The 19,518-nt window shown below is 71.5% G+C and carries 14 protein-coding genes; 3 read left to right on the top strand and 11 right to left on the bottom strand.

Features of this window, described 5'->3' with window-relative positions; genetic code table 11:
- Positions 1 to 158: 158 nt before the first annotated feature.
- The 7 genes from J1M64_RS13165 to J1M64_RS13195 form a co-directional block, all read right to left on the bottom strand.
- On the bottom strand, positions 159 to 653 hold the full coding sequence (locus tag J1M64_RS13165; protein WP_067714813.1) for a DUF732 domain-containing protein: 495 nt from the start codon (positions 651 to 653) through the stop codon (positions 159 to 161).
- Complete coding sequence (locus tag J1M64_RS13170) at positions 650 to 2,608, bottom strand: alpha/beta hydrolase-fold protein (protein WP_206474406.1); 1,959 nt, start codon at positions 2,606 to 2,608, stop codon at positions 650 to 652. Before J1M64_RS13170 ends, J1M64_RS13165 begins: the two co-directional genes overlap by 4 nt.
- A 239-nt stretch (positions 2,609 to 2,847) precedes the next feature.
- Positions 2,848 to 3,981, bottom strand: coding sequence for an alpha/beta hydrolase family protein (locus tag J1M64_RS13175; protein ID WP_206474407.1), 1,134 nt, complete (start codon positions 3,979 to 3,981; stop codon positions 2,848 to 2,850).
- A 195-nt stretch (positions 3,982 to 4,176) separates the two neighbouring features.
- Positions 4,177 to 6,282 (bottom strand): arabinosyltransferase, encoded by a 2,106-nt coding sequence (locus tag J1M64_RS13180; protein ID WP_206474408.1) that lies wholly within the window; start codon positions 6,280 to 6,282, stop codon positions 4,177 to 4,179.
- 16 nt (positions 6,283 to 6,298) lie between these two features.
- The gene (locus tag J1M64_RS13185; RefSeq protein ID WP_067714824.1) at positions 6,299 to 7,336 is read right to left on the bottom strand and encodes a decaprenyl-phosphate phosphoribosyltransferase; all 1,038 of its coding nucleotides are present in this window, start codon (positions 7,334 to 7,336) and stop codon (positions 6,299 to 6,301) included.
- A complete protein-coding gene (locus J1M64_RS13190; protein WP_307872442.1) occupies positions 7,333 to 7,968 on the bottom strand; it encodes a phosphatase PAP2 family protein in 636 nt (211 codons plus the stop codon). Before J1M64_RS13190 ends, J1M64_RS13185 begins: the two co-directional genes overlap by 4 nt.
- On the bottom strand, positions 7,952 to 9,952 hold the full coding sequence (locus J1M64_RS13195; protein ID WP_241261511.1) for a glycosyltransferase: 2,001 nt from the start codon (positions 9,950 to 9,952) through the stop codon (positions 7,952 to 7,954). The genes J1M64_RS13190 and J1M64_RS13195 overlap by 17 nt, the downstream gene beginning before the upstream one ends.
- Positions 9,953 to 10,126: 174 nt before the next feature.
- Here J1M64_RS13195 and J1M64_RS13200 point away from each other — a divergent pair, with 174 nt between their 5' ends.
- Positions 10,127 to 10,864: a peptidylprolyl isomerase gene (locus J1M64_RS13200; protein WP_206474409.1), complete on the top strand. Its 738-nt coding sequence runs from the start codon at positions 10,127 to 10,129 to the stop codon at positions 10,862 to 10,864.
- 34 nt (positions 10,865 to 10,898) lie between these two features.
- On the opposite strand, the gene J1M64_RS13205 is transcribed toward J1M64_RS13200, so the two are convergent.
- The gene (locus J1M64_RS13205; RefSeq protein WP_206474410.1) at positions 10,899 to 12,353 is read right to left on the bottom strand and encodes a DUF5129 domain-containing protein; all 1,455 of its coding nucleotides are present in this window, start codon (positions 12,351 to 12,353) and stop codon (positions 10,899 to 10,901) included.
- A 64-nt stretch (positions 12,354 to 12,417) separates the two neighbouring features.
- On the opposite strand from J1M64_RS13205, the gene J1M64_RS13210 reads away from it, so the two are divergent.
- A complete protein-coding gene (locus J1M64_RS13210; RefSeq protein ID WP_206474411.1) occupies positions 12,418 to 13,812 on the top strand; it encodes a hypothetical protein in 1,395 nt (464 codons plus the stop codon).
- A 79-nt stretch (positions 13,813 to 13,891) separates the two neighbouring features.
- Here J1M64_RS13210 and glf read toward each other — a convergent pair whose 3' ends face one another.
- Positions 13,892 to 15,091 (bottom strand): UDP-galactopyranose mutase, encoded by a 1,200-nt coding sequence (gene glf / locus J1M64_RS13215; protein WP_206474412.1) that lies wholly within the window; start codon positions 15,089 to 15,091, stop codon positions 13,892 to 13,894.
- Between the two features lie 409 nt (positions 15,092 to 15,500).
- Between glf and J1M64_RS13220 the strand changes: the two genes are divergently transcribed.
- Positions 15,501 to 17,636 (top strand): N-acetylmuramoyl-L-alanine amidase, encoded by a 2,136-nt coding sequence (locus tag J1M64_RS13220; RefSeq protein ID WP_241261512.1) that lies wholly within the window; start codon positions 15,501 to 15,503, stop codon positions 17,634 to 17,636.
- 180 nt (positions 17,637 to 17,816) lie between these two features.
- On the opposite strand, the gene J1M64_RS13225 is transcribed toward J1M64_RS13220, so the two are convergent.
- Complete coding sequence (locus J1M64_RS13225) at positions 17,817 to 18,650, bottom strand: HAD family hydrolase (RefSeq protein WP_206474413.1); 834 nt, start codon at positions 18,648 to 18,650, stop codon at positions 17,817 to 17,819.
- Positions 18,647 to 19,468 (bottom strand): 1-acyl-sn-glycerol-3-phosphate acyltransferase, encoded by an 822-nt coding sequence (locus tag J1M64_RS13230; protein ID WP_173674785.1) that lies wholly within the window; start codon positions 19,466 to 19,468, stop codon positions 18,647 to 18,649. The genes J1M64_RS13225 and J1M64_RS13230 overlap by 4 nt, the downstream gene beginning before the upstream one ends.
- Positions 19,469 to 19,518: the final 50 nt, after the last annotated feature.

Genomic DNA, 19,518 nt, shown 5'->3' on the forward strand with positions numbered 1-19,518 from the left:
CCTCCCCGCTCGACTGGGGCGGGTGGCCGACGACCGGTCAACGCCCCGGTGGCGCTGCGGGTTCCGGGAGCACCGGGAGGGTGTCCCGTCTCACCCCGGGGCGACACGTGCCGGGTCCTGCCGGACCGGGCGCCGCGGCGCTGTGTGCATTAGTCGGACTACGGACAGAGCTGGCCCGCCGAGGCGTCCACCACGACGCGGGAGAGCTCGTCGACCTCGCGATCCGAGTACCCGCCCGCCGAGATCTGACCGGCGACCGCGTCGGCGATCGTCGTCGTCTCGTCGGCGGCGCCCCCGGTCGTCCGGATGCGGCAGATGGTGTTGCCGGCGGCGACGAGCGAATCGGAGAGGTCCGCGGTGTCGATGCCCTCGCTCTCCAACGCCGCGAGATACCCGCGCTCCCGCGCGCCGACGGCCGGGGCCGTGTACCCGGAGGCGTCCGGATCGACGGGTGCGGGCGCCTCCGTGTAACGGCCGGAATCCTCCGTCGCGGGAACGCGCGACACCCCGGGTGATCCGCTGCCGCCCGGGGGCGGGGCCAGCGTCTCGGAGTCGGGCACGCCGGAGACCGTCGAGTCCCCGCCGCCGCAGGCGGTGAGCATCCCACCGCCGACGAGCAGCGCGGCGGTCAGCGTCGCCAACCGGGTTCTCACGACGAGATCTCCGCCCGGCCACCGCTCACGGTGATGCGGCCGCCCTCGAACTCCATCTCCTGACCGTCCCTGGTGGTGCGCAGCGGGCCGGTCGGGTAGCCGAGCCGTCCGCGTTCGTAGTCGACCGTGCCCCAGGCGTCGAACACCGGTCCGCGGGGGATCACGTGGGCCCCGGTACGCGGGGACCAGTAGATGTAGCCGCCCTGGAACCGGCTGAACGCGCCGTTCCGGGTGCTCAGGGCGATCTCGTCGGTGGTCGGGTAACCCAGCTCGGAGTTCTCGGCGCCGGCCTCGCGATAGGTCTCGAGGATCTTGCCCTCGACGACCTTCGGGCCCGTCTCCTCGGACCAGTAGACGGTCCCGCCCTGGAAGCCCTGGACGACGCCCGGCTTGTTGGGGTTGGTGATCTCGTCGGTGGTCGGGTAGCCGAGCTCGCCGCGCTCGGCACCGCGCTCCTGCCACATCGCCCGGATGCCACCGCGGACGGCGTGCGACCCGGTGGTGGGCGACCAGTAGATGACGCCGTTCTGGAAGGTGGAGAACCGGCCGCGGCCGTCCGGGGTGGTGGTCTCGCCCGAGGTCGGCAGCCCGAGCACCCCGTCGGGGCCGCCCTCGGCCTGGTAGGCCGCGCCGATCGCCCCGAGGACCGAGTGGGCCCCGGTCCCCTGCGACCAGAAGGCGCGCCCGAAGCGGAAGTCGGTGGCCTTGCCGCCGCGGACGTCGTACTCGCCGGTCAGACACGGCCCCAGGCCGGGCTGCCGCTCGGCGAGGCGTGCGATGTCGCCCTCCGCCGCGCACGGCTTCTCGACGTTCTCGATGCCCACCGCGGCGGCGAACTGCGGCCATGCCTGGGTCATCTCGAACTGCCAGTACGGCCAGGTGTGCGTGCCGGACGGGCGGAAGTTGGCGGTGACCTCGACCCCGGCGGCGCGGGCGCGGTTGACGAAGGTCTGCGTGGTCATCCGGGAGAGCAGTTCGAGGCCGTAGCCGGGGAAGTTGGTCGGGATGTCCGGCAGGCCGGACGGCTGGTCCCAGGGCCCGGTGTTGCCGCTGCCGGCGGAGACGTAGACGCTCTGCCCGCGCATCTTCTCGGTGTGGAGCTTCGGGTCCTGTTCCTGCCAGCGCCGGGAGCCTAGCGGGCCCCACATGCTCTCGGCCGGGTAGCCGCCGGCGTCCTGCATGGCCACCTTGACCGCCTCGGGCATCCCGAAGCTGGTGGTGTCGAGGAAGCCCGAGTAGCTGGCGGCGAACGCGAAGTGGTCCGGGTAGCGCTGGGCCAGCATCATCGCGGCCGTGCCGCCCATGGACAGCCCGGCGACGCCGTGCTGGTCGCCCACCCGCCAGTCGCGGGCCAGCAACGGCGGCAGTTCCTGCATGAGGAACGTCTCCCACTGGTACGCCGAGCCCTTGGCGTCGGAGACCCAGTCCGTGTAGAAGCTCGACTCGCCACCGACGGGCAGCACGATGACGGCGTTCTTGGCGTCGAAGAACTGCGAGATCTTGGTCTCGAGCGTCCAACCGCTCGCGTCATCGCGGGCCCGCAGCCCGTCGAGCAGCAGCAGGGAGGGATAGGTGCGCTCGGGGTCCGCGTTCCACTGGGCCGGGAGCATGAGCTGCACCTGGATCGCCTGCTCCATGGCCGGCGACCGGACCCAGAGCGCCACCCGGTTGGCGGACTTCCACTCGACCTTGTCGAGCCGGACACCGGACGGCGGTGTCGACGGCACGCGCAGGGTCGGCGCCTCGGGTGCAGTGGCGGGACTTTCCGCGGGGGTCGACCGCGCCGGGCTCTCCGCCGGGCCCGTCTGCGCCGGGGTCGCCCGGACGGGCGTCTCCTGTGCCGCCGCGACGGGCGGGAGGACGAGACCGGAACCCACCACGGACGCCACGAGGGGAGCCGCGAGGAGGGACGCCCACCGGTGCCGGGGGCTCGCGTCTGAGCTGGGGGTCGCCATGTGTTGTTCTCTTCCTTGCCGCGTCGTCTCGCCGAATAATTAGTGGGCGCGCGTCAGAACGACCCGCGCCACATGTATCCGGAGCCCGGGTCCGTGGCGCGCCCGCGGGTTCCCCTCCCGCGGCCGAACCCGGTGGTCAGATGCGACCGGGGCCCCGCACGAGAATCTACGCGCGGGGCCCCGGTGTGACGGGTGAGGACTCGCTGTAGCCAGCCGAATCCGTGCCTATTTCAGTCGATTCAGTACCCGGCCCATGCGAATGCGTTCATCTCGGGAAGGATCTGCGCCGAGCGGGCCGCGATGAGGTCGTCGTTCCAGTAACCCCAGCCGTGGATGCCGGTGGTGCGGTACTCGAACGTGGCCTTGTTCGGCGCGGCGTTCATGGTGTTCTGGAACGCCAGCGTCGAGCCGCGGGACAGGCCCTCGAGGATGATGCCGTTGAACGTGTTGAACACGGCCTGCAGGCTGGAGGGCTGGTCGTACCGGCCCGGGATCGCGGACCCGGCGGTCACGTACATCGGGATGTCGCGCAGCTTGGCGGCGTTGAGCAGCGGGTCGTGCTCGCCCCACTTGGGCGAGCCCGGCAGACCCCACATGGCGAACGGGTCGCACTTGCACTGGTCGAACATCGCCAGCGGGATCATGGTGTACATGCCCGGGGCCGTGGGGTTCATGTAGCCGGAGAACACCGAGACCTGCTTGAACTGATCGGGGTGCTTGGCGGCGAGCATCGCGGCCGCGGAGCCGCCCATCGACAGACCGGCCACGGCGTTGTTGTTCGGGGCCACGCCGAAGTGGGCCTGCAGGTAACCGGGGAGCTCCTCGGTCAGGAACGTCTCGTACTTGTACTCGAGCAGGTTGCCGCCCAGGTTGATGGGCCGCTCCCAGTCGGAGTAGAAGGACACCTGGCCGCCGACGGGCATGACCAGGGTGATGTTGTCCTGCAGGAAGATGCGCTGGGCCTGGGCGTCGTGGGTCCACGCGTTCCAGTCGTCACGGGCGCGCAGCCCGTCGAGCAGGTACAGACCGGCGTTGCCGCCGAAGCGGGCCGGCTGGACCTGGACCTTGATGTCCCGCTTCATGGCCGGCGAGTAGACATCGCACAGCTGGACCCAGGAGGCGACCGGGTCCCACTGACAACCGGGACGAAGCCAGTTACGGAAACCCACCGGGTTCTCGTCACCACCGGCCGGCCGGAACGCGGGGGCGGCGGGCGGCGCGGCAGCGGAGCCCGCGGACCCGAGGCTGGCCGACGAGCCCTGCTCGGTCGCCTGGGCGCCGGCCAGGGCCGGGGCGCCGACGACGAGCCCTGCGGCCGTCGCCAGTGCGGTGAGCCCGGCGGCGAACCTGCGCCGGAGGGTGGAGTGGGACATTCGTGTGTTCCTTTGTTCGTTCCTGGTGCCCGGGAAGGCATCGGTGACGTTCATCGGACCGGCCCCACCAGGGGAGGACCGGAACTGCGACATCGAGTTCATCGATACTGTCGCGCACTTTGGGACAGGTGTTACAGGTCGGGGACCACTTCGACCCCCGACTGTTACCGTTTCGAGACAACAGCGTGCGCCACACTACCGAGTGCCCTGGTACTTCTCCACTTCCTCCGGCATCGGCAGTCCGCACCTCTGGACCTCGTACGCAGGGATTCTGTTGATCCTGTACTCGGCGTATGAGAATGCGTTCACCACGTTGGACCAGCGCCTCTCGAGGGTCAACGGGGCCGTGTAGGACTCGATGAGCGCCTGCGTGGCGGGGCACTGGAGTGCGACCTCGGCCTGGTTCACCCAGTTGACGTCGATCCACCGCGGGAAGTTGACCGGGTCCTCCACGACGCCGGTGCGCGCGAGCACCCAGTCGTACGGCAGGAACTTGTCGTGCCCGATCCGGCCGTCCTCCATGCGGTCCGTGTGCGCGGCCAGCGGCGAGGCGAGCCCGACGGTGTCGTAGACGTCCACGTCGAGCGGCAGGTTCATGCTGGTCATGCCGAGGTTGAGGAACACCACCGTCTTGACGGGCTCCTCCGGCAGCTCGAACGGTGCCAACCCGGGCATTGGTCGGTCGTAGGACACCACGTCCCACCGGTCCTGGAACCCCGGCACCGGGAGGAACACCGCGCCGGTCCGGTTCCGGGTGACGTCGTTCACCAGGGCCCGCATCCGGGGGAAGTCCAGATAGTCCTCGGCGAGCAACGGGTGCCTGTGCCCGGTCCGCTGGATGTAGAACTGGCGCTCGTCGACGATCCCCGCCGACGTGATCGACTCCGGTTCCTCCCGGAACGGGTTCTCGGTGACCTGGACGGTCACCGCCCAGCCGACGACGACGAGCCACGCGGCCGCGATCGCCGGGACCGCCACCCGGCGCACCGAGGCCTCCGCGGACCCGCTGGCGGGACCGACGGGGAGGGGCACCACCGAGACCGGCAGGAGCAGGAGGAACAGAGACGGCAGCAGCACGCGGCCGTGCATGAAGTCGCCGCCGACGCGGATGACGTAGAGCAACATCACCAGTGCCACCACGAGGAACACGATCGTGACGACCGGGGTGGAGCGGGCCCGGCGGCGCAGCCGCGGCAGGCGACCGCCCTCGTCGTCGTCGTCGTGGTCGTCGCCGTCGTGGTCGTCGGCGTCGTGGGCGTCGGCGTCGTGGGCGTCGGCGCCCCCGCCGTCGCCGCCACCGTCGGCGCCCCGCAGATCCGCTACCGTCCCTCGGGATCCGCTACCCGGATGCGGATAGCGGATCCGGAGCGGGAGTAGCGGATTTCCGGGGCGGGGGGCCAGGCGGGCCCAGAGGGCGACCAGCCCCGCGACGAGCACGGCGGTCAGCGGCACCAGCAGGACGTACGGCGACAGCAGGTTCCACAGGTACTCGGCGCCCTTGTCCCACTTCGACCCGCCGGCGTCCTTGGCGACGGCCGTGAGCGGGTACGGCAGCGCGTAGAACGACATCCGCCAGAGCTGGTAGACCACCGGGACCGTGCCGGCGAGGACCACCAACCACCCGAGGTGACGCCACGACTGGTGGGCGACGGCCATCAGCGCCAGGAACGCCGCCGCGGCCAGTGCCATCTCGGGGCGCACCAGGGGGCCGAGCCCGGCGAGGAAGGCGATCGCGGCCGTGCCCGGGGTGGGCAGGCCGAACCGGCCCTCACGATGGGGCGCGCGGGCCCACAGCTGCAACCCCAGCCACATGGCGCCGATCCAGCAGATGACCAGGCCCGTCTCGAGACCCGAGGTGGCGAAGTCGCGGGCCGGGGGCAGCATCACGTAGACCAGCACGCCGAACGGCAGCAGCACCATCGGCCCACCGGCGGGTGCGCGGCGGGTGCCGCGGTACATCACGCGGGTGCCCAGCATCGCGAACACCACGGCGAGCATGCTCAGCGTGAGCGCCACGCCCAGGACGACCAGTTCGAGCCGGTACCCGACGATCTCGTGGACGCCGTAGATGAGGTACGTCCACAGCGTGGAGGTGTTGGACTCGACCCGCTCCCCCGCGTTGAACACCGGGCCGTTGCCGGCGATGAGGTTGCGGACGGTGCGCAGGACGATGAGGCCGTCGTCGGCGATCCACCGGCGCTGCCAGGCGCCGGCGAAGAAGACCGCCACCACCACCACGACCCCGGTCCAGAAGACCGTCCCGGTGCGCCCGAACCGGCGCGCCGCCGTCACCTGCGACATCGTCCGTCCGCCGGACTCAGGCGATCGACGGGACGATATAGACGCCGATCACGACGGTGAGGACCCACAGCGCCGCGAGGACCTGCAGGACGCGGTCGCCGAGGGCGATGTCCTCGGGCTCGCCGGCCTGCGCGGCGTCGACGTCGACCGCGTAGCGCAGGACGGCGATGGTGAACGGCACGATCGAGATCTGCAGCCAGATCGCCGCCCCGTTCGGCTGCGTCGGGTCGGAGCCGCGGTCGTACGCCCACAGGGCGTAGCAGAGCACGAGCACCGTGGCCGAGAGCGTCCAGACGAACCGCAGGTAGGTGGGGGTGTAGCTCTCCAACGCCTTGCGGATCTTGGCGCCGGTCTTCAGGTGCAGGCTCAGCTCGGCGTAGCGCTTGCCGGCGGCCATGAACAGCGAACCGAACGCCATGACCAGCAGGAACCACTGCGAGATCTCGACCTCGGCGGCCGCGCCACCGGCGACCGCGCGCAGCAGGAAGCCGGAGGAGACGAACGCGATGTCGAGCACCGGCTGGTGCTTGAGCCCGAAGCAGTACATGAGCTGCAGGACGATGTACACGGCCACGACGATCGCCAGGGCCGGGTGCGCCAGCAGCACCGAGATCGCGATCGACGCGATGATGAGCACCACCGCCATGCCGTACGCCAACCCCACGGGCAGGACGCCCGCCGCGATGGGGCGGAACCGCTTGGTCGGGTGGGCGCGGTCGGCCTCGACGTCCAACGCGTCGTTGATGAGGTACACGCTCGAGGCGGCCATGCAGAACGCCACGAACGCGATGAACACCGAGAACAGGACGCTGCCGTCGGTGAGGGTCTGGGACCCGGCCGCCGCGGGCGCGGCGATGACGAGGACGTTCTTGACCCACTGACGCGGCCGGAGCGCCTTGACCATGCCATCGAGGAGGTTCTTGGGCGGCGCGCCCTTGGCATCCTCCTCCGCCTCGGCGATGTCGTCGATCTCGTTGGCGGTGTGCGGTTCGGCGCCGAGGAGGTGGTGGTCTGCCCCGCCCCGGGTCACCGGCGCTCCGGACTGATCGGTCATCGCTTCTCCTCGCGGTTCTGGGTGACGCCTGGGCCCGCCGCGCCGTCGCGCAGTGACTCGGGCAGCACGCTCTGGACGGCGGCCGAGGGCCACACGGCGCGGGTGAGCGCAGCGCAGCCCGCGCCGACCGCGGCGCCGGCGAACACATCCGAAGGGTAGTGGACTCCCAGCACCAACCTGGACGCCAGCATGACCGGCACGAGCGCCGGCGCCACCGGGACCCCGGCCACCGACTCCGCGAGCAGCGCGAACGCGGTGGTCGACGTGGCGTGGGACGACGGGAAACTGAGCTTGGAGGGGGTACCGACGCCGACGGTCACCGCTGGGTGGTCCGGTCGCCGCCGTCGGATGACGCGCTTGACGACGACGGACGTGGCATGGGCGCCGAAGCTGCCGACGCCGACCATCGCCCACCGACCGCGGCGGGCCGGATCGACGGCCATCCCCGCGGCCGCGACCGCCATCCACCCCAGGGCGTGCTCCCCGACATGCGACAGTGTCACGGCCGCCTCCCGGGAACCGGGCACGGCCAACAGCTGACGCTGGATCGCCGCCAGCAACCGGACCTCGCCGGTCGGTACGGGGATCTCCACGGCGGGATCGGACACCACCGGATCAGGATTCGAAGACACGGCCCCAGGCCTCCTTGGTCACGAGATCGGCGTGGGCGTCGCGGTAGCGGCGGCGCATCTCCGGGAATCGGCGGAACAGCTCACGGTGCACGGCGGCCGACTCCTTGAACAGGGCGGCGGCGAGGTCGCGGTCGCGCTTGCGGTAGACGACCCCGCGACCGTCGGCGGTGGTGACGGTCGCGCCGTCGACCCTGCTGAGCGAGTACCAGCGGGCCTCGATCGGCGGGAAGTTGGCCTGCGGCACCTCGTGGTGCGTCTTGTCGTCCCTGCTCAGGGTGTGGGCAAGGCCCCGCGCCAGCGCCACCGCCTTGCGGACCGGGCCGCGGGGCTCGGAGTGGATGCCGGCCGGGCCACCCGACGGTGCGGGCAGGTCGACGGCCGACGGGATGACCACCGCGTCGGGGAACTCCGCCCGCATCGCGCGCACCTTGGGCAGCGCGGTGGGCAGCAGTTCGTACAGGGCCTCCGGCCCCTTGAGGAAGTCGCGGATGGCCTCGATCTGGATGGCGACCGTCGAGTACTCGAGGCACACCAGGTGCTTGACCAGCGCCTTGAGGCTGGACTGCATGATTCCCCTGTGGTCGCCGTCGTGGTACATCGACGCCACCACCAGGCGGTTGCGGAGGTGGAAGTAGGCCTGCCAGTCGATCGCGTCGTCCTTGTCCGACCACGCCATGTGCCAGATCGCCACGCCGGGCATGGTGACGGTGGGGTGTCCGGCCTGCCGGGCGCGCAGCCCGTATTCGGCGTCGTCCCACTTGATGAACAGCGGGAGCGGCTGCCCGATCTTCTCGGCGACCACGCGCGGGATGAGGCACATCCACCAGCCGTTGTAATCCACGTCGATGCGGCGGTGTAGCGGCTTGGGGTTCTCGCGGTCCGTCAGCTGGTAGCGCGAGAAGTCGTAGTCGTAGTCCGCGTGCGGGGCGGCGGTCCACATGAAGTCGTGCGCGCCCACCACCTCGCCCATGGTGTGCAGGTGGCTGCGTTCCTGCAGGTTGAGCATCTGCCCGCCGACCAGCATCGGGACCGTGGAGAAGCGTCCGAACGCCAGGGCCCGCAGGATCGAGTCGGGCTCGATCTCGATGTCGTCGTCCATGTACAGGATGTACGGGGAATCGGTCAGCCTGCGCGCCTCGTACATGATGCGGCTGTAGCCGCCCGAGCCACCGAGGTTGGGCTGGTCGAAGATGTGGAGTCGGTCCCCGAGGAACTCCGCCGCCTCCGCGAAGCCGGGCTCGTCGCGGACCTTGCGGTCGCCCTGGTCGGGCATGAGGACGGCGTCGATCACGGCGTCGACCTCGGGATCGGAGGTCAGTGCCCGCAGCGCGGCCACCGCGTCGCCGGGCCGGTTGAACGTGGGGATGCCGACGGTGACCCGCCGGTCGTTGGGCACCTGTACGGCCGGGTCGGGCGTGCCGTCCGGGCGGGCGTCGGGACGCGTGGGCGGTGCGTCGACCGAGGAGTACCACCCGCCGGCGAGCAACTCCACGTCCGTGTCGGAGGTGAGGTCGAACCAGATCCAGCCGCCGTCCTCGAACGGGCCCAGGTCGCAGACGAACTCGACCGTCGTCACCTGGTCGGCGCGGCCCGGTTCGCCGACGACGTCACCGGTGACCGCGATCCGCGAGCCGTCGATCTTGGAGCGGTACAGGTCCACGCGACCGGAACCGCGCACCGTCAACCGGAGGACGACCTCGCCGAGGACGGACCAGCGCCGCCAGTACGCCGCGGCGAACGCGTTGAAGTAGGTGGCGAACGAGACCTCGGAGTCGGCCCCGATCCGCAGGGAGGTCCGGGCGGAGGAGTGCGCGCGCCGGACGTTGGTGGGCGCCTCGGCGAGGTAGAGCGAGCGCACGTCGAGCGGTTCACCGGCCCGCGGCAGGATGATGCGTTGGAGGCATTCCCGGCCACGTGGAGCGGAGAGCGCGACGACCGACCGCTCGATCTCGTCGATCAGTTCGTGGTGGCCGTGGTGTTCCATGTGTGCCAGTCCCCGTCCCGACGGCCGGGGGCCGCCCTCATCAGCCTTGCTGCGCCTCGCCCTGCCCGCACGGCGGGCAGGAAAGCCGGGTCGATCGTACCCGTCGGGGCCGTGATGCCCAGTCCAGCACGCGCCGGGGCCCACCCGGGCCGGCGGAAGAAGTAGGTTCGTCCCATGCACCTCATCGGATCCGCCCGCCGCCGCCCGACCGTCCGCACCGCCCTGGGGGTGCTCGCCCTCGCCACGCCCCTCGCGCTCGCCGGGTGCGGCTCCGATGACGCCCCGTCCGACGGCGCGGCGACCACCGGGGCGACCTCGGCGTCGCAGTCCGAGGGCCGCGAGTCCGGTGGCTCCGCCGGGGGCGCGGTCGAGTGCCCGCCCGCCGAGGGTGCGACGGAGCGCACCACCTCGTTCGACTCGGCCCCCCCGATGTGCCTGACCGACGGCGTCGACTACTCCGCCGTCATCGCCACCGACGCCGGCCCCGTCACCGTGGACCTGCTCGAGGAGAAGGCCCCGGAGACGGTGAACAACTTCGTGTTCCTGGCCCGCAACAAGTACTACGAGGGAATCACGTTCCACCGTGTCATCCCCGGCTTCATGATCCAGGGCGGCGACCCGCAGGGCACCGGCAGCGGCGGCCCGGGATACGAATTCGCCGACGAGCTGCCCGAGTCCGGCGAGTACGAGATCGGGTCGATGGCCATGGCCAACGCCGGACCGGACACCAACGGCTCCCAGTTCTTCATCGTCACCGGCGACTCCGGCGTCTCCCTGCCGCCGGACTACAGCCTCTTCGGCACCGTCACCGACGGGATGGACGCCGTCACCGCGATCGAGGACGACGGCAGCCCGCAGGGCCGGCCGCAGACGCTGCACACGATCGAGTCCGTGGAGATCGTCGAGGGCTGAGCCGACCCGGGTCGGCCGCCCGGGCCGGGCGGCTCTAGTACCCGCTCGACCCTCCGCCGCCGGAGAACGACGCGTTCGAGTAGCCGGTGGTGGTGGAGCTGGCCGCCTGCGCCGCCTGCACGTCGTGCGCGTGCCAGCTGGAGACCACATAGAACGGAACGAAGCCGTTGTAGCCGTACCCGGCCCGCCAGTCCCGGTCGTACAGCCGGGGCGCGTGGCGGTCGCCCGCGTCGTCCGCCGTCTCGACGTCCGCCATCTCGCGCGCCCGGATCGCCTCCACGACGATCCGGTAGTCGACGACGAGCCGGGCGTAGCGGTCCATGAAGTCGGGCGCCTGCGTATCCCGGGCCAGCTCGTCGGCGCGGGTGTCCAGTGCCCGGGCCTCGGCGGCCAGTCGCTCGTCCTTCGTCCCCAGCGCCGCGGCGAGCATGTCCTCGTGCAGCTCGCCCAGCTGGCGGCGGCGCACGTCGGCGTCCCCCTGCTCCATGCGGAAGAGCTGGTCGATGTTCTGTTCCGCCGTGATCATCTGGTCGACAGTGGTGTGGGCGGTGTCGATGTCGCCGGCCTTGGCGCGGAACTCGGCGTCCGTCGAGTCGGGCCGCAGGTCACCGATCCGGCCCATGACGGTGTCCAGCGCGAGGAACCGGCCGCGCACGTCCTCCCACTGGGAGCGCAGCTCGTCGTCGGCCAACGGGGAGGTGAGCGAGTTGGCGCGGATGTCCAGCCCGCTGAGCTCCCCCGCGACCCGTCCGTATTCGCGGGAGACCCGGTCGTACCGCTCCCTCGCCGTCGTCGCCTTCTTCTTGCGGCTCGCCGCGACCCCGGCGCCGACCGCGCCCGCGACGACCACCCCGGCCCCGGCGAACGCCCACGGCAGCCACGCCGGCGCGGGCTCGGGCTCCGGCGCCTGCACGGTGGGATCGGCCGCCGCCTGCGCACCCGCCAACAGCCCGACCGCGTGGTTCTCGCGCCGCATCGGGTCCTTCATCGCCTCGAGCGAACCGTCGAGGTGGCCGCCCTCGAAGAGGTCGAGCGCGGCGCACACGTCGTCCCCGCAGTAGATGCCGACGTCACGCGCCTCCGTGTCGTTGGCCACGATCAGGGTCCCCGGCGCCCACTTCTCCCTGTCCTCCGCCACGAGATCCGGTCGCTCGGCCTGGGCGAAGCGCTCGGTGGTGTCGTTGAGGTTGTCGCCGTCGTCGTCGAAGACCAGGTACTCGACGCGCGCCACCTGCGGCGGGAACGCGATGCGCCCGGTCTCGGTGCGGAGCAGGTCCTGGTCCCCGGGTGAGAGCACGCCCGCGCGGTCGGTGATGCCGACCTCGACCGTCTGCGCCGGGGCCGGCGCGGGGGCGGGGGCCGGCGCCTGCGCGCGGGCCGGCGCCTGCGCGCGGGCCGGCGCGAGCGGGAACAGCAGGAGCAGCAGTCCCGCGACGCCGGCGAGCACCACGAGCAGGCGCAGGGCCGGGGCGGTCGTCGTCCGTGTCATGACCCGAGCCTAGTGCCGCAGGTGGGCGGTGGCGGCGACACCGGTCGGCGATAGTCTCGACCGGGTGTTCGTCCTGGAAACGCTCATCGCCCTCACCGTCGCCCTGACGACCGCGTTCGGCGGCCTCGTCGCGGAGGACCTCATCACCCGAGACGCCTCGTGCACGATCTCCTCCGTGCCGGACCTGTGGTCCGAGGCCTGCACGTCCCCGTCCCGGCTGGGCTGGTTCGTCGGCACCCTCGTCGTGCTCGTCGTGGCGATGGCCCTGCGGGCGTGGCTCCTCGCCCACAACGGCACCCTGTACTACCTGCGCCTGCTGCCGGCCGAGAGCGCGGACCGGATGCGCGCCGCGGTGGACGTGGCCAACGCCCGCAGCCTGGGCTTCCGCTCGGCCACCGGGTGGTTCGGCACCGCGAACGAGGTGGTGGACCTGCGCCGCGAGGTCGACCACGTCTCCGACGAACTCGAGCGAGCGATGAACGACGACGACGACGCGACCGGCTTCGTCCTGGCCCCCAACCTCGCGTTCCCGGCGGCGCTGGCGGTCGGATACGACGTCCTCCTGCGCGAGCGCACCCACCTCGCCGAACTGCCGGTCGAGGCCCGCAGACGTCGCCTGCCCGGCGGCGACACGGGCGTACGGACGGTGTACTTCGACGACGGCGACGACATGTGGGCCGAGCGCCGGTGGCGGTCCCGCCGCAGCCAACCCGGAGCCGAACTGTCGATGGTCACCCTCCCCGCCGGGTCGGCGACCGCGGCGCGGGCCGATCGGACCTCCGTGCAGCGGGTCTGGCTCTCCCTCCAGCTGGACGGGGGCGGTCCGGTGTCCGAGGTGGACGCGGGGCATCCACTTCGGGAGGCGGCGGACCTCGTCGTCGTCGTCGCCCCCACCGACGGCGCGGGCGGCGCCACCGACGGCTCCAACGGCTCCGGCGGCGCGCGCGGCGCCGGATCGGACACCACCGCGACCCTCCGCCCCTGGACGCTCCCCGCCGGACGGTGGTACCCGGGCGCGAGCGGGCGACAGATCGACCGCCGGGCCTTCGCGCGGCTCGTCGAGGAGTTGTCCGGCGCGGTCGAGCAGGTCCTCGACGACTACCCGGAGGCGCAGGTCCTGCTGTCCGGTCGGATGCCACGGAGTGTGGCGTTCGCGCTGGGCTACGTGATCTCCCAGCGCAAGGACGACCGGATCGAGGGCAAGCGCGCGGCCCTCCACCCGACCCGGGCCGACGACACCCGCGCCGAGCGCGCCCAGGCCCTGGCCGAGAACGAGGGGCTGAGCTCGCTGAGCCGCTTCTGGACCTCGGTCACCCCGGTGCTCGAGCACCTCGGCGAGGCCAAGCCCACGCTGGTGCACATCGCCCAGCGCGACGCGGTCGTGCGCGGGCTCGTCGCCCCGGCCGGCCGCACCACCGCCGAATCCGCTACCCCGACTGGGGATCCGCTATCCCGATAGGAGTAGCGGATCCCGATTCCGAGTAGCGGATCCTGGGGGTGAGGCACGCGGTGCGGGCCCGGCGCCGCGGCGAGCAGGCTCAGCCCTCGAGCGCGGCGCCGTCCCGCAGGTGCGGCGCCAGGGTGTTGTCGAACATCGTCAGCGCCGAGGCGATGGCCATGTGCATGTCGAGGTACTGATAGGTGCCCAGACGTCCGCCGAACAGCACCTTGTTGGCGGCGGTCTCGGCCTTGGCCCGCTCGCGGTAGGCGGCCAACCGCTCGCGGTCGGTGGACTCGTTGATCGGGTAGTACGGCTCGTCGTCGCGCTCGGCGAAGCGGCTGTACTCGCGCATGATCACCGTTTTGTCGGTGGGGTAGTTCTTGCGCTCGGGGTGGAAGTGGCGGAACTCGTGGATGCGGGTGTAGTCGTACTCCGCGTCGTTGTAGTTCATCACCGGGGTGCCCTGGAAGTCGCCGGTGGGCAGGACCTCGGTCTCGAAGTCCAGGGTGCGCCAGCCCAGCTCGCCGTCGGCGTAGTCGAAGTACCGGTCCAGCGGGCCGGTGTAGACCACCGGCGCGTCGGGGCTGGCGGCGCGCACGGCCTCGCGGACGTTGAACCAGTCGGTGTCGAGCACCACGTCGATCTTGTCGTCCGCGGCCATGTTCTCCAGCCACGCGGTGTAGCCGTCGACGGGCAGGCCCTCGTGGGTGTCGTTGAAGTAGCGGTTGTCGAACGTGTACCGCACGGGCAGGCGGGTGATGTTGCCGGCGGGCAGGTTCTTGGGGTCGGTCTGCCACTGCTTGGCCGTGTAGTCCTTGATGAACGCCTCGTACAGCGGGCGGCCGATCAGGGAGATGGCCTTCTCCTCGAAGTTGGCCGCGTCCTCGGCGGAGAACTCGGCGGCCTGCTCGGCGATGAGCGCGCGCGCCTCGTCCGGCGAGTAGTAGCGGCCGAAGAACTGGTTGATCAGGCCCAGGCCCATGGGGAACTGGTACGCCGTGCCCTTGTGCATGGCGAACACGCGGTGCTGGTACCCGGTGAAGTCGGTGAAGCGGTTGACGTACTCCCACACCCGCTCGTTGGAGGTGTGGAACAAGTGCGCGCCGTACTTGTGGATCTCGATGCCGGTCTCCGGCTCGGGCTCGGAGTAGGCGTTACCGCCGATGTGGTGGCGCCGATCGAGCACCAGGACGCGCTTGCCGAGCTCGGTCGCCGCCCGCTCGGCGACGGTCAGGCCGTAGAAGCCCGACCCCACCACGATGAGGTCGTAGGTGTCCCACTGCCGTTCGCCTGCCATAACCGTCGGGCCTTTCCGTAGTACGTCGCCGCGGTGTCCGCCGGGTAGTGCGTCCGCCGGCCGCTCGCCTGACCGCGCGCCGGTCGGCGCGGGTGCGGGTCCCAGGGTATCCGGCGGGTCGGGGGTGGGTTCAGGGCACGCCGACGACGACGAGGTGGACGACTTCTCGAGACGACCGCGGTGGCCCACGGTGCAGGTGGGGCGTCGGCGCCGTCGTACGCCGGTTCGAAACTACATCCCTGTAGTCCCAATATTCACGTCTTTATCACTTGGTTTCACGAGTTTCTTGGATAACATTGACCCCGTTCGTCACATTCGTCCCAGTGGTCGCGCTCCGGTGCGGCCTCCGGGCAGTTGTGCCCCGCAGGTGAGCAGCTTCGGGACACAGACATCTGATCTGGAGAAGCCCTTGAGAACACGACGCCGCCCCCTGTACGTCAGTGGTCGACGCCGGACCCTCGCCCTGGCGGTGGCGGTCGCGGCGTCCGTCGTCACGCCCCTCGCCGTGTACGGGGCGGACCAGGTCGTCCAGTCCGGCGACGACATCGCCACCACCGCGGGCAGCGCCCTGCCCACCGCCGAGACCGAGGTCCCGCTGGCCGAGGCGCCTCCGGCCGTCGGCGTGGAGACCGACATCGCCTCCGGCGGCACCACGGTCCGCCAGGTCACCTCCGACACACCGTTCTCGATGGCCGGCGTCACCTGGAAGGGTCACAACCCGGCCGCCGTCGCCACCCTGCGCGCCCAGAACCCCGACGGCACGTGGGGCCCCTGGTACGAGGCCGAGTCCACCGACGGCAAGGGCGAGAGCGTCACCGGCACCGGCGGCACCGAGCCCGTCTACCTGGGGACCGACACCACCGCCGTCCAGATCGCACTCTCCGGGATCGACCTCGCCGACTCCTCGCTGGCCGACGCGCCCGAGGTCACCGTCCCCGACGACGAGGCCGCCCCGGCTCCCGCGGAGCCCGCCGAGGACGTCGCGCCCGCCGCTGATACCGCCGCCGCTGAGTCCGCCGCCGCTGAGTCCGCCGCCGCTGACGCGGACGTCGCGGCCACCCGCGCGGCCGAATCCGCCGCCCCCCGGACCTCTGCTCCCGCCGGCCCGACGTCCGAGCCGGCCCGGCCGGCCGCCGCCGGCACCCCGCCGGTGCCGACCCGCTACGCGGACATCAAGCCCGTGGCCGAGACCTCGGGCCTCGACGCCGACTCAGGCAGCACCGACTCGATCGACCCCGGGTCGGTCAAGGCCGTCCTGCTCTCCCCCGACGACACCCCGACGCCCGATCCCGAGGCGTTCGCCGACATCACCGCCTCCGGCGGGAGCGGCACGCACGGGGACATCGCGGCCAGGCAGCCGTCGATCATCTCCCGCTCCGGCTGGGGCGCCGACGAGTCGATCCGCTGCCGCAGCGCGAGCTACGACCCCACCCTCGCCGCGGCGGTCGTGCACCACACGGCGGGCAGCAACGACTACTCCCGCGAGGGGTCGGCCAGCGTCATGCGCGGCATCTACACGTACCACGCACGCACGCTCGGCTGGTGCGACGTCGGGTACAACGTGCTGGTCGACAAGTACGGCCAGGCCTTCGAGGGCCGCCACGGAGGGCTCAGCCGCAACGTCCAGGGCGCCCACGCCGGCGGCTTCAACGGCAACACCTGGGGCATCTCGATGATGGGTGACTACTCGAACGTCGCCCCGTCGGACGCCACCGTCCGCAAGGTCGGCGAGATCATCGGCTGGCGCCTGTCCGTCGCCGGCGTCGACCCCAAGGGCACCGACACCCACTACTCAGAGGGCACCTCGTACACCAAGTACTCGTACGGGACCGCCGTCCGGCTGCCCAACATCTTCGCCCACCGCGACGTCGGCCTCACGTCCTGCCCGGGCAACTCCGGTTACGCCAAGATGGGCCAGATCCGCGACATCGCGGCCTCCTACGCCAAGAGCGGCGGGGGCGGCGCCCCGGCCCCGTCCCAGCCGAGCCCCAGCCCGGGCACGGGCGGCGGTGGCACCGGTGGCGGTGGCACGGGTGGCGGCACCGGTAGCGCGGATCTCCCGTCGGTCATCACCCAGGGCAGCGTCCAGGAGGCCGTGACCTCCGCACTGCGAACCGTCCTCACCGGCGGCAAGCTCGATCCCGCGACCCTGACCCGGATCCTCACCGGCGGCAAGTCGCTGTCGGACATCCCGATCGACGCGGGCTCGGCACAGAACGTGCTCAGCCGCGACTTCTCCGGGCTCGCCCAGAAGCTGGCCGGCCCGCTCGGCAAGGCACTGTCCGGAGTCCAGCGATTCGGCGACGTCTCCCTGGTCAAGCACGAGAACGGCGCGCTGTACTCCTCCCCCGAGACGGGCACGCACCCCGTGTGGGGCGTGATCGGCGACGCGTGGGCCGCCCAGGGCTTCGAGCACGGCCCGCTCGGACTGCCGGTCTCCGCGGAGGCCGAGCGCGCCGACGGGACGGTCGCCCAGCGGTTCGTCGGCGGCACGCTGGTCTACGACCCGGCGACGCGGGAGCTCACGGTCGAACCGAACCCCTGATCCTCGGCCGGCGCCGCCCGATCACCGGGCGCGCGCCGGCCGACCACGTCGTGCGGACCGGGTCCCACCAGGTGTGCACCCCTCCCCCACCCGGGGCGGCGTGCACACCGGGGAAGTGGTGGGGACCGGTCCGCATCCCATTTCGACCCATTTCGACAGGGCCCCGGTCGGGTCAGGCGCTCAGCCCCACCAACGTCGTAGGACGTGCGCGATCCCGGCTTCGTTGTTGGTGAGCGTGACCTCGTCGGCGGCCGCGTGCACGGAGGGGATCGCGTTGCCCATCGCGACCCCGTGATCTGCCCAGCGCAGCATCTCCAGATCGTTGGGCATGTCGCCGAACGCGACGGTGACCGGAACCGCGTCGGACGGGACGGCCGCGCCGGCCGCCGTCCCCGCCGCGATCCGGGACAGCCCACTCGCCTTGGTCACACCGCGGGCCGCGAACTCGATCAGCCCGTCGGTGGTCGAGTAGGTGAGATCCGCCAGGTGGTCCACCTCCCCGCGCAGTGCCGCCACCATGTCGGCGCTCGGCATACCGGGGACCCGGGCGAGCAGTTTGAGCACCGGCTCGGAGAGGACCTCGTCGTGACCCACCTCGAGGTGCGCGGGATGGATCCAGGCGTGTTCGTAGTCCGGGCTGGCCACGAAATCGGCATCCGCGGCGTCGGCGCCCAGGCGCTCGGCCGCGATCCCGCTGCCGGGCAGCAGCCTGCGCAGCACCTCGTCGATCGCGGCGAGCGTTTCGGGATCGAGGAGACTGGTGGCCAGGAACTCGCCACTGTCGGTGTCCATGATGACGGCTCCGTTGGCGCAGACCGCCAGGGGCGCGACGGGCAACTGGTCGACCACCTGGGGCAGCCAGCGTGGCGGGCGTCCGGTGGCCAGGACGAACGTGGCCCCGTCCGAGACGAGGTCCGCCACGACGGCCCGGTTCGCGGCCGGGACGAGGCGATCGTTGTCGATCAGGGTCCCGTCGACGTCGGAGGCGACGAGCAGCGGTCGGGAACGGGTCACGGAGCGTCCGGGCCCGCCGGTCCCTCCGGCTCGTCACCGGCATCGGCATCCGGGTCGACTGCCTTCTGGGCACGGCGTCGCATGCGCTCGGCGTGCTCGGCCTCGTCCAGGGCGGTGGCCTCCTCCAACGTGGGGGCGGAACCGCCGAGGCGGGCGGGCACCCAGTTGGCGCCGGCCGGGTAGGCGCCGTAGCGCTCCGCGTACTCCTGTTGGAGGCGCTCCAGGGTGGCCTGGATGCGGGAGCGCAGCTCCTCGGTGCACTCTTCGACGGGCTCGTAGGCCCGCATCGGCTCGCCGACCTCCATCATGATCGGCACCTTGGGGCGCAGGAGCTTCTTGGGCAGGCCCTTGGTCCACACCCGCTGCGATCCCCACAGGGTCACGGTGATGATGGGGACATCGGCCGCCAGTGCCATCCGCACCGCACCCGACTTGAAGCCCTTGACCTCGAAGCTGCGGCTGATGGTGGCCTCGGGGAACACACCGACCAGCTCGCCGGCCCGGAGACGGGCGACGGCCTCGTCGAAGGACGCCTTGCCCGCCGTCCGGTCGACGGGGATGTGCTTGAGCTCGCGCATGATCGGCCCGGACACCTTGTGGTCGAACACCTCGACCTTGGCCATGTAGCGGATGAACCGCTTGTGCACGCGCGCCGGGATGCCGCCGTAGACGAAGTCGAGGTATCCGGTGTGGTTCATCACCACCACCGCCCCACCGACCTCGGGGAAGTTGCGCTCCCCGCGAATCGTGAGGTCCAGGCCCTGGACCTTGAACATTGTGCGGGCGAACCCGATGATCCCCGTATAGAGCAGCTCCACGGCCACCAGCGTAGCCGCCCGCACCGACACGGGTGCCCGCCCCTGCCGGT

The sequence above is a fragment of the Dietzia sp. KRD202 genome, from assembly GCF_017168155.1.
Lineage (GTDB): Bacteria > Actinomycetota > Actinomycetes > Mycobacteriales > Mycobacteriaceae > Dietzia > Dietzia kunjamensis.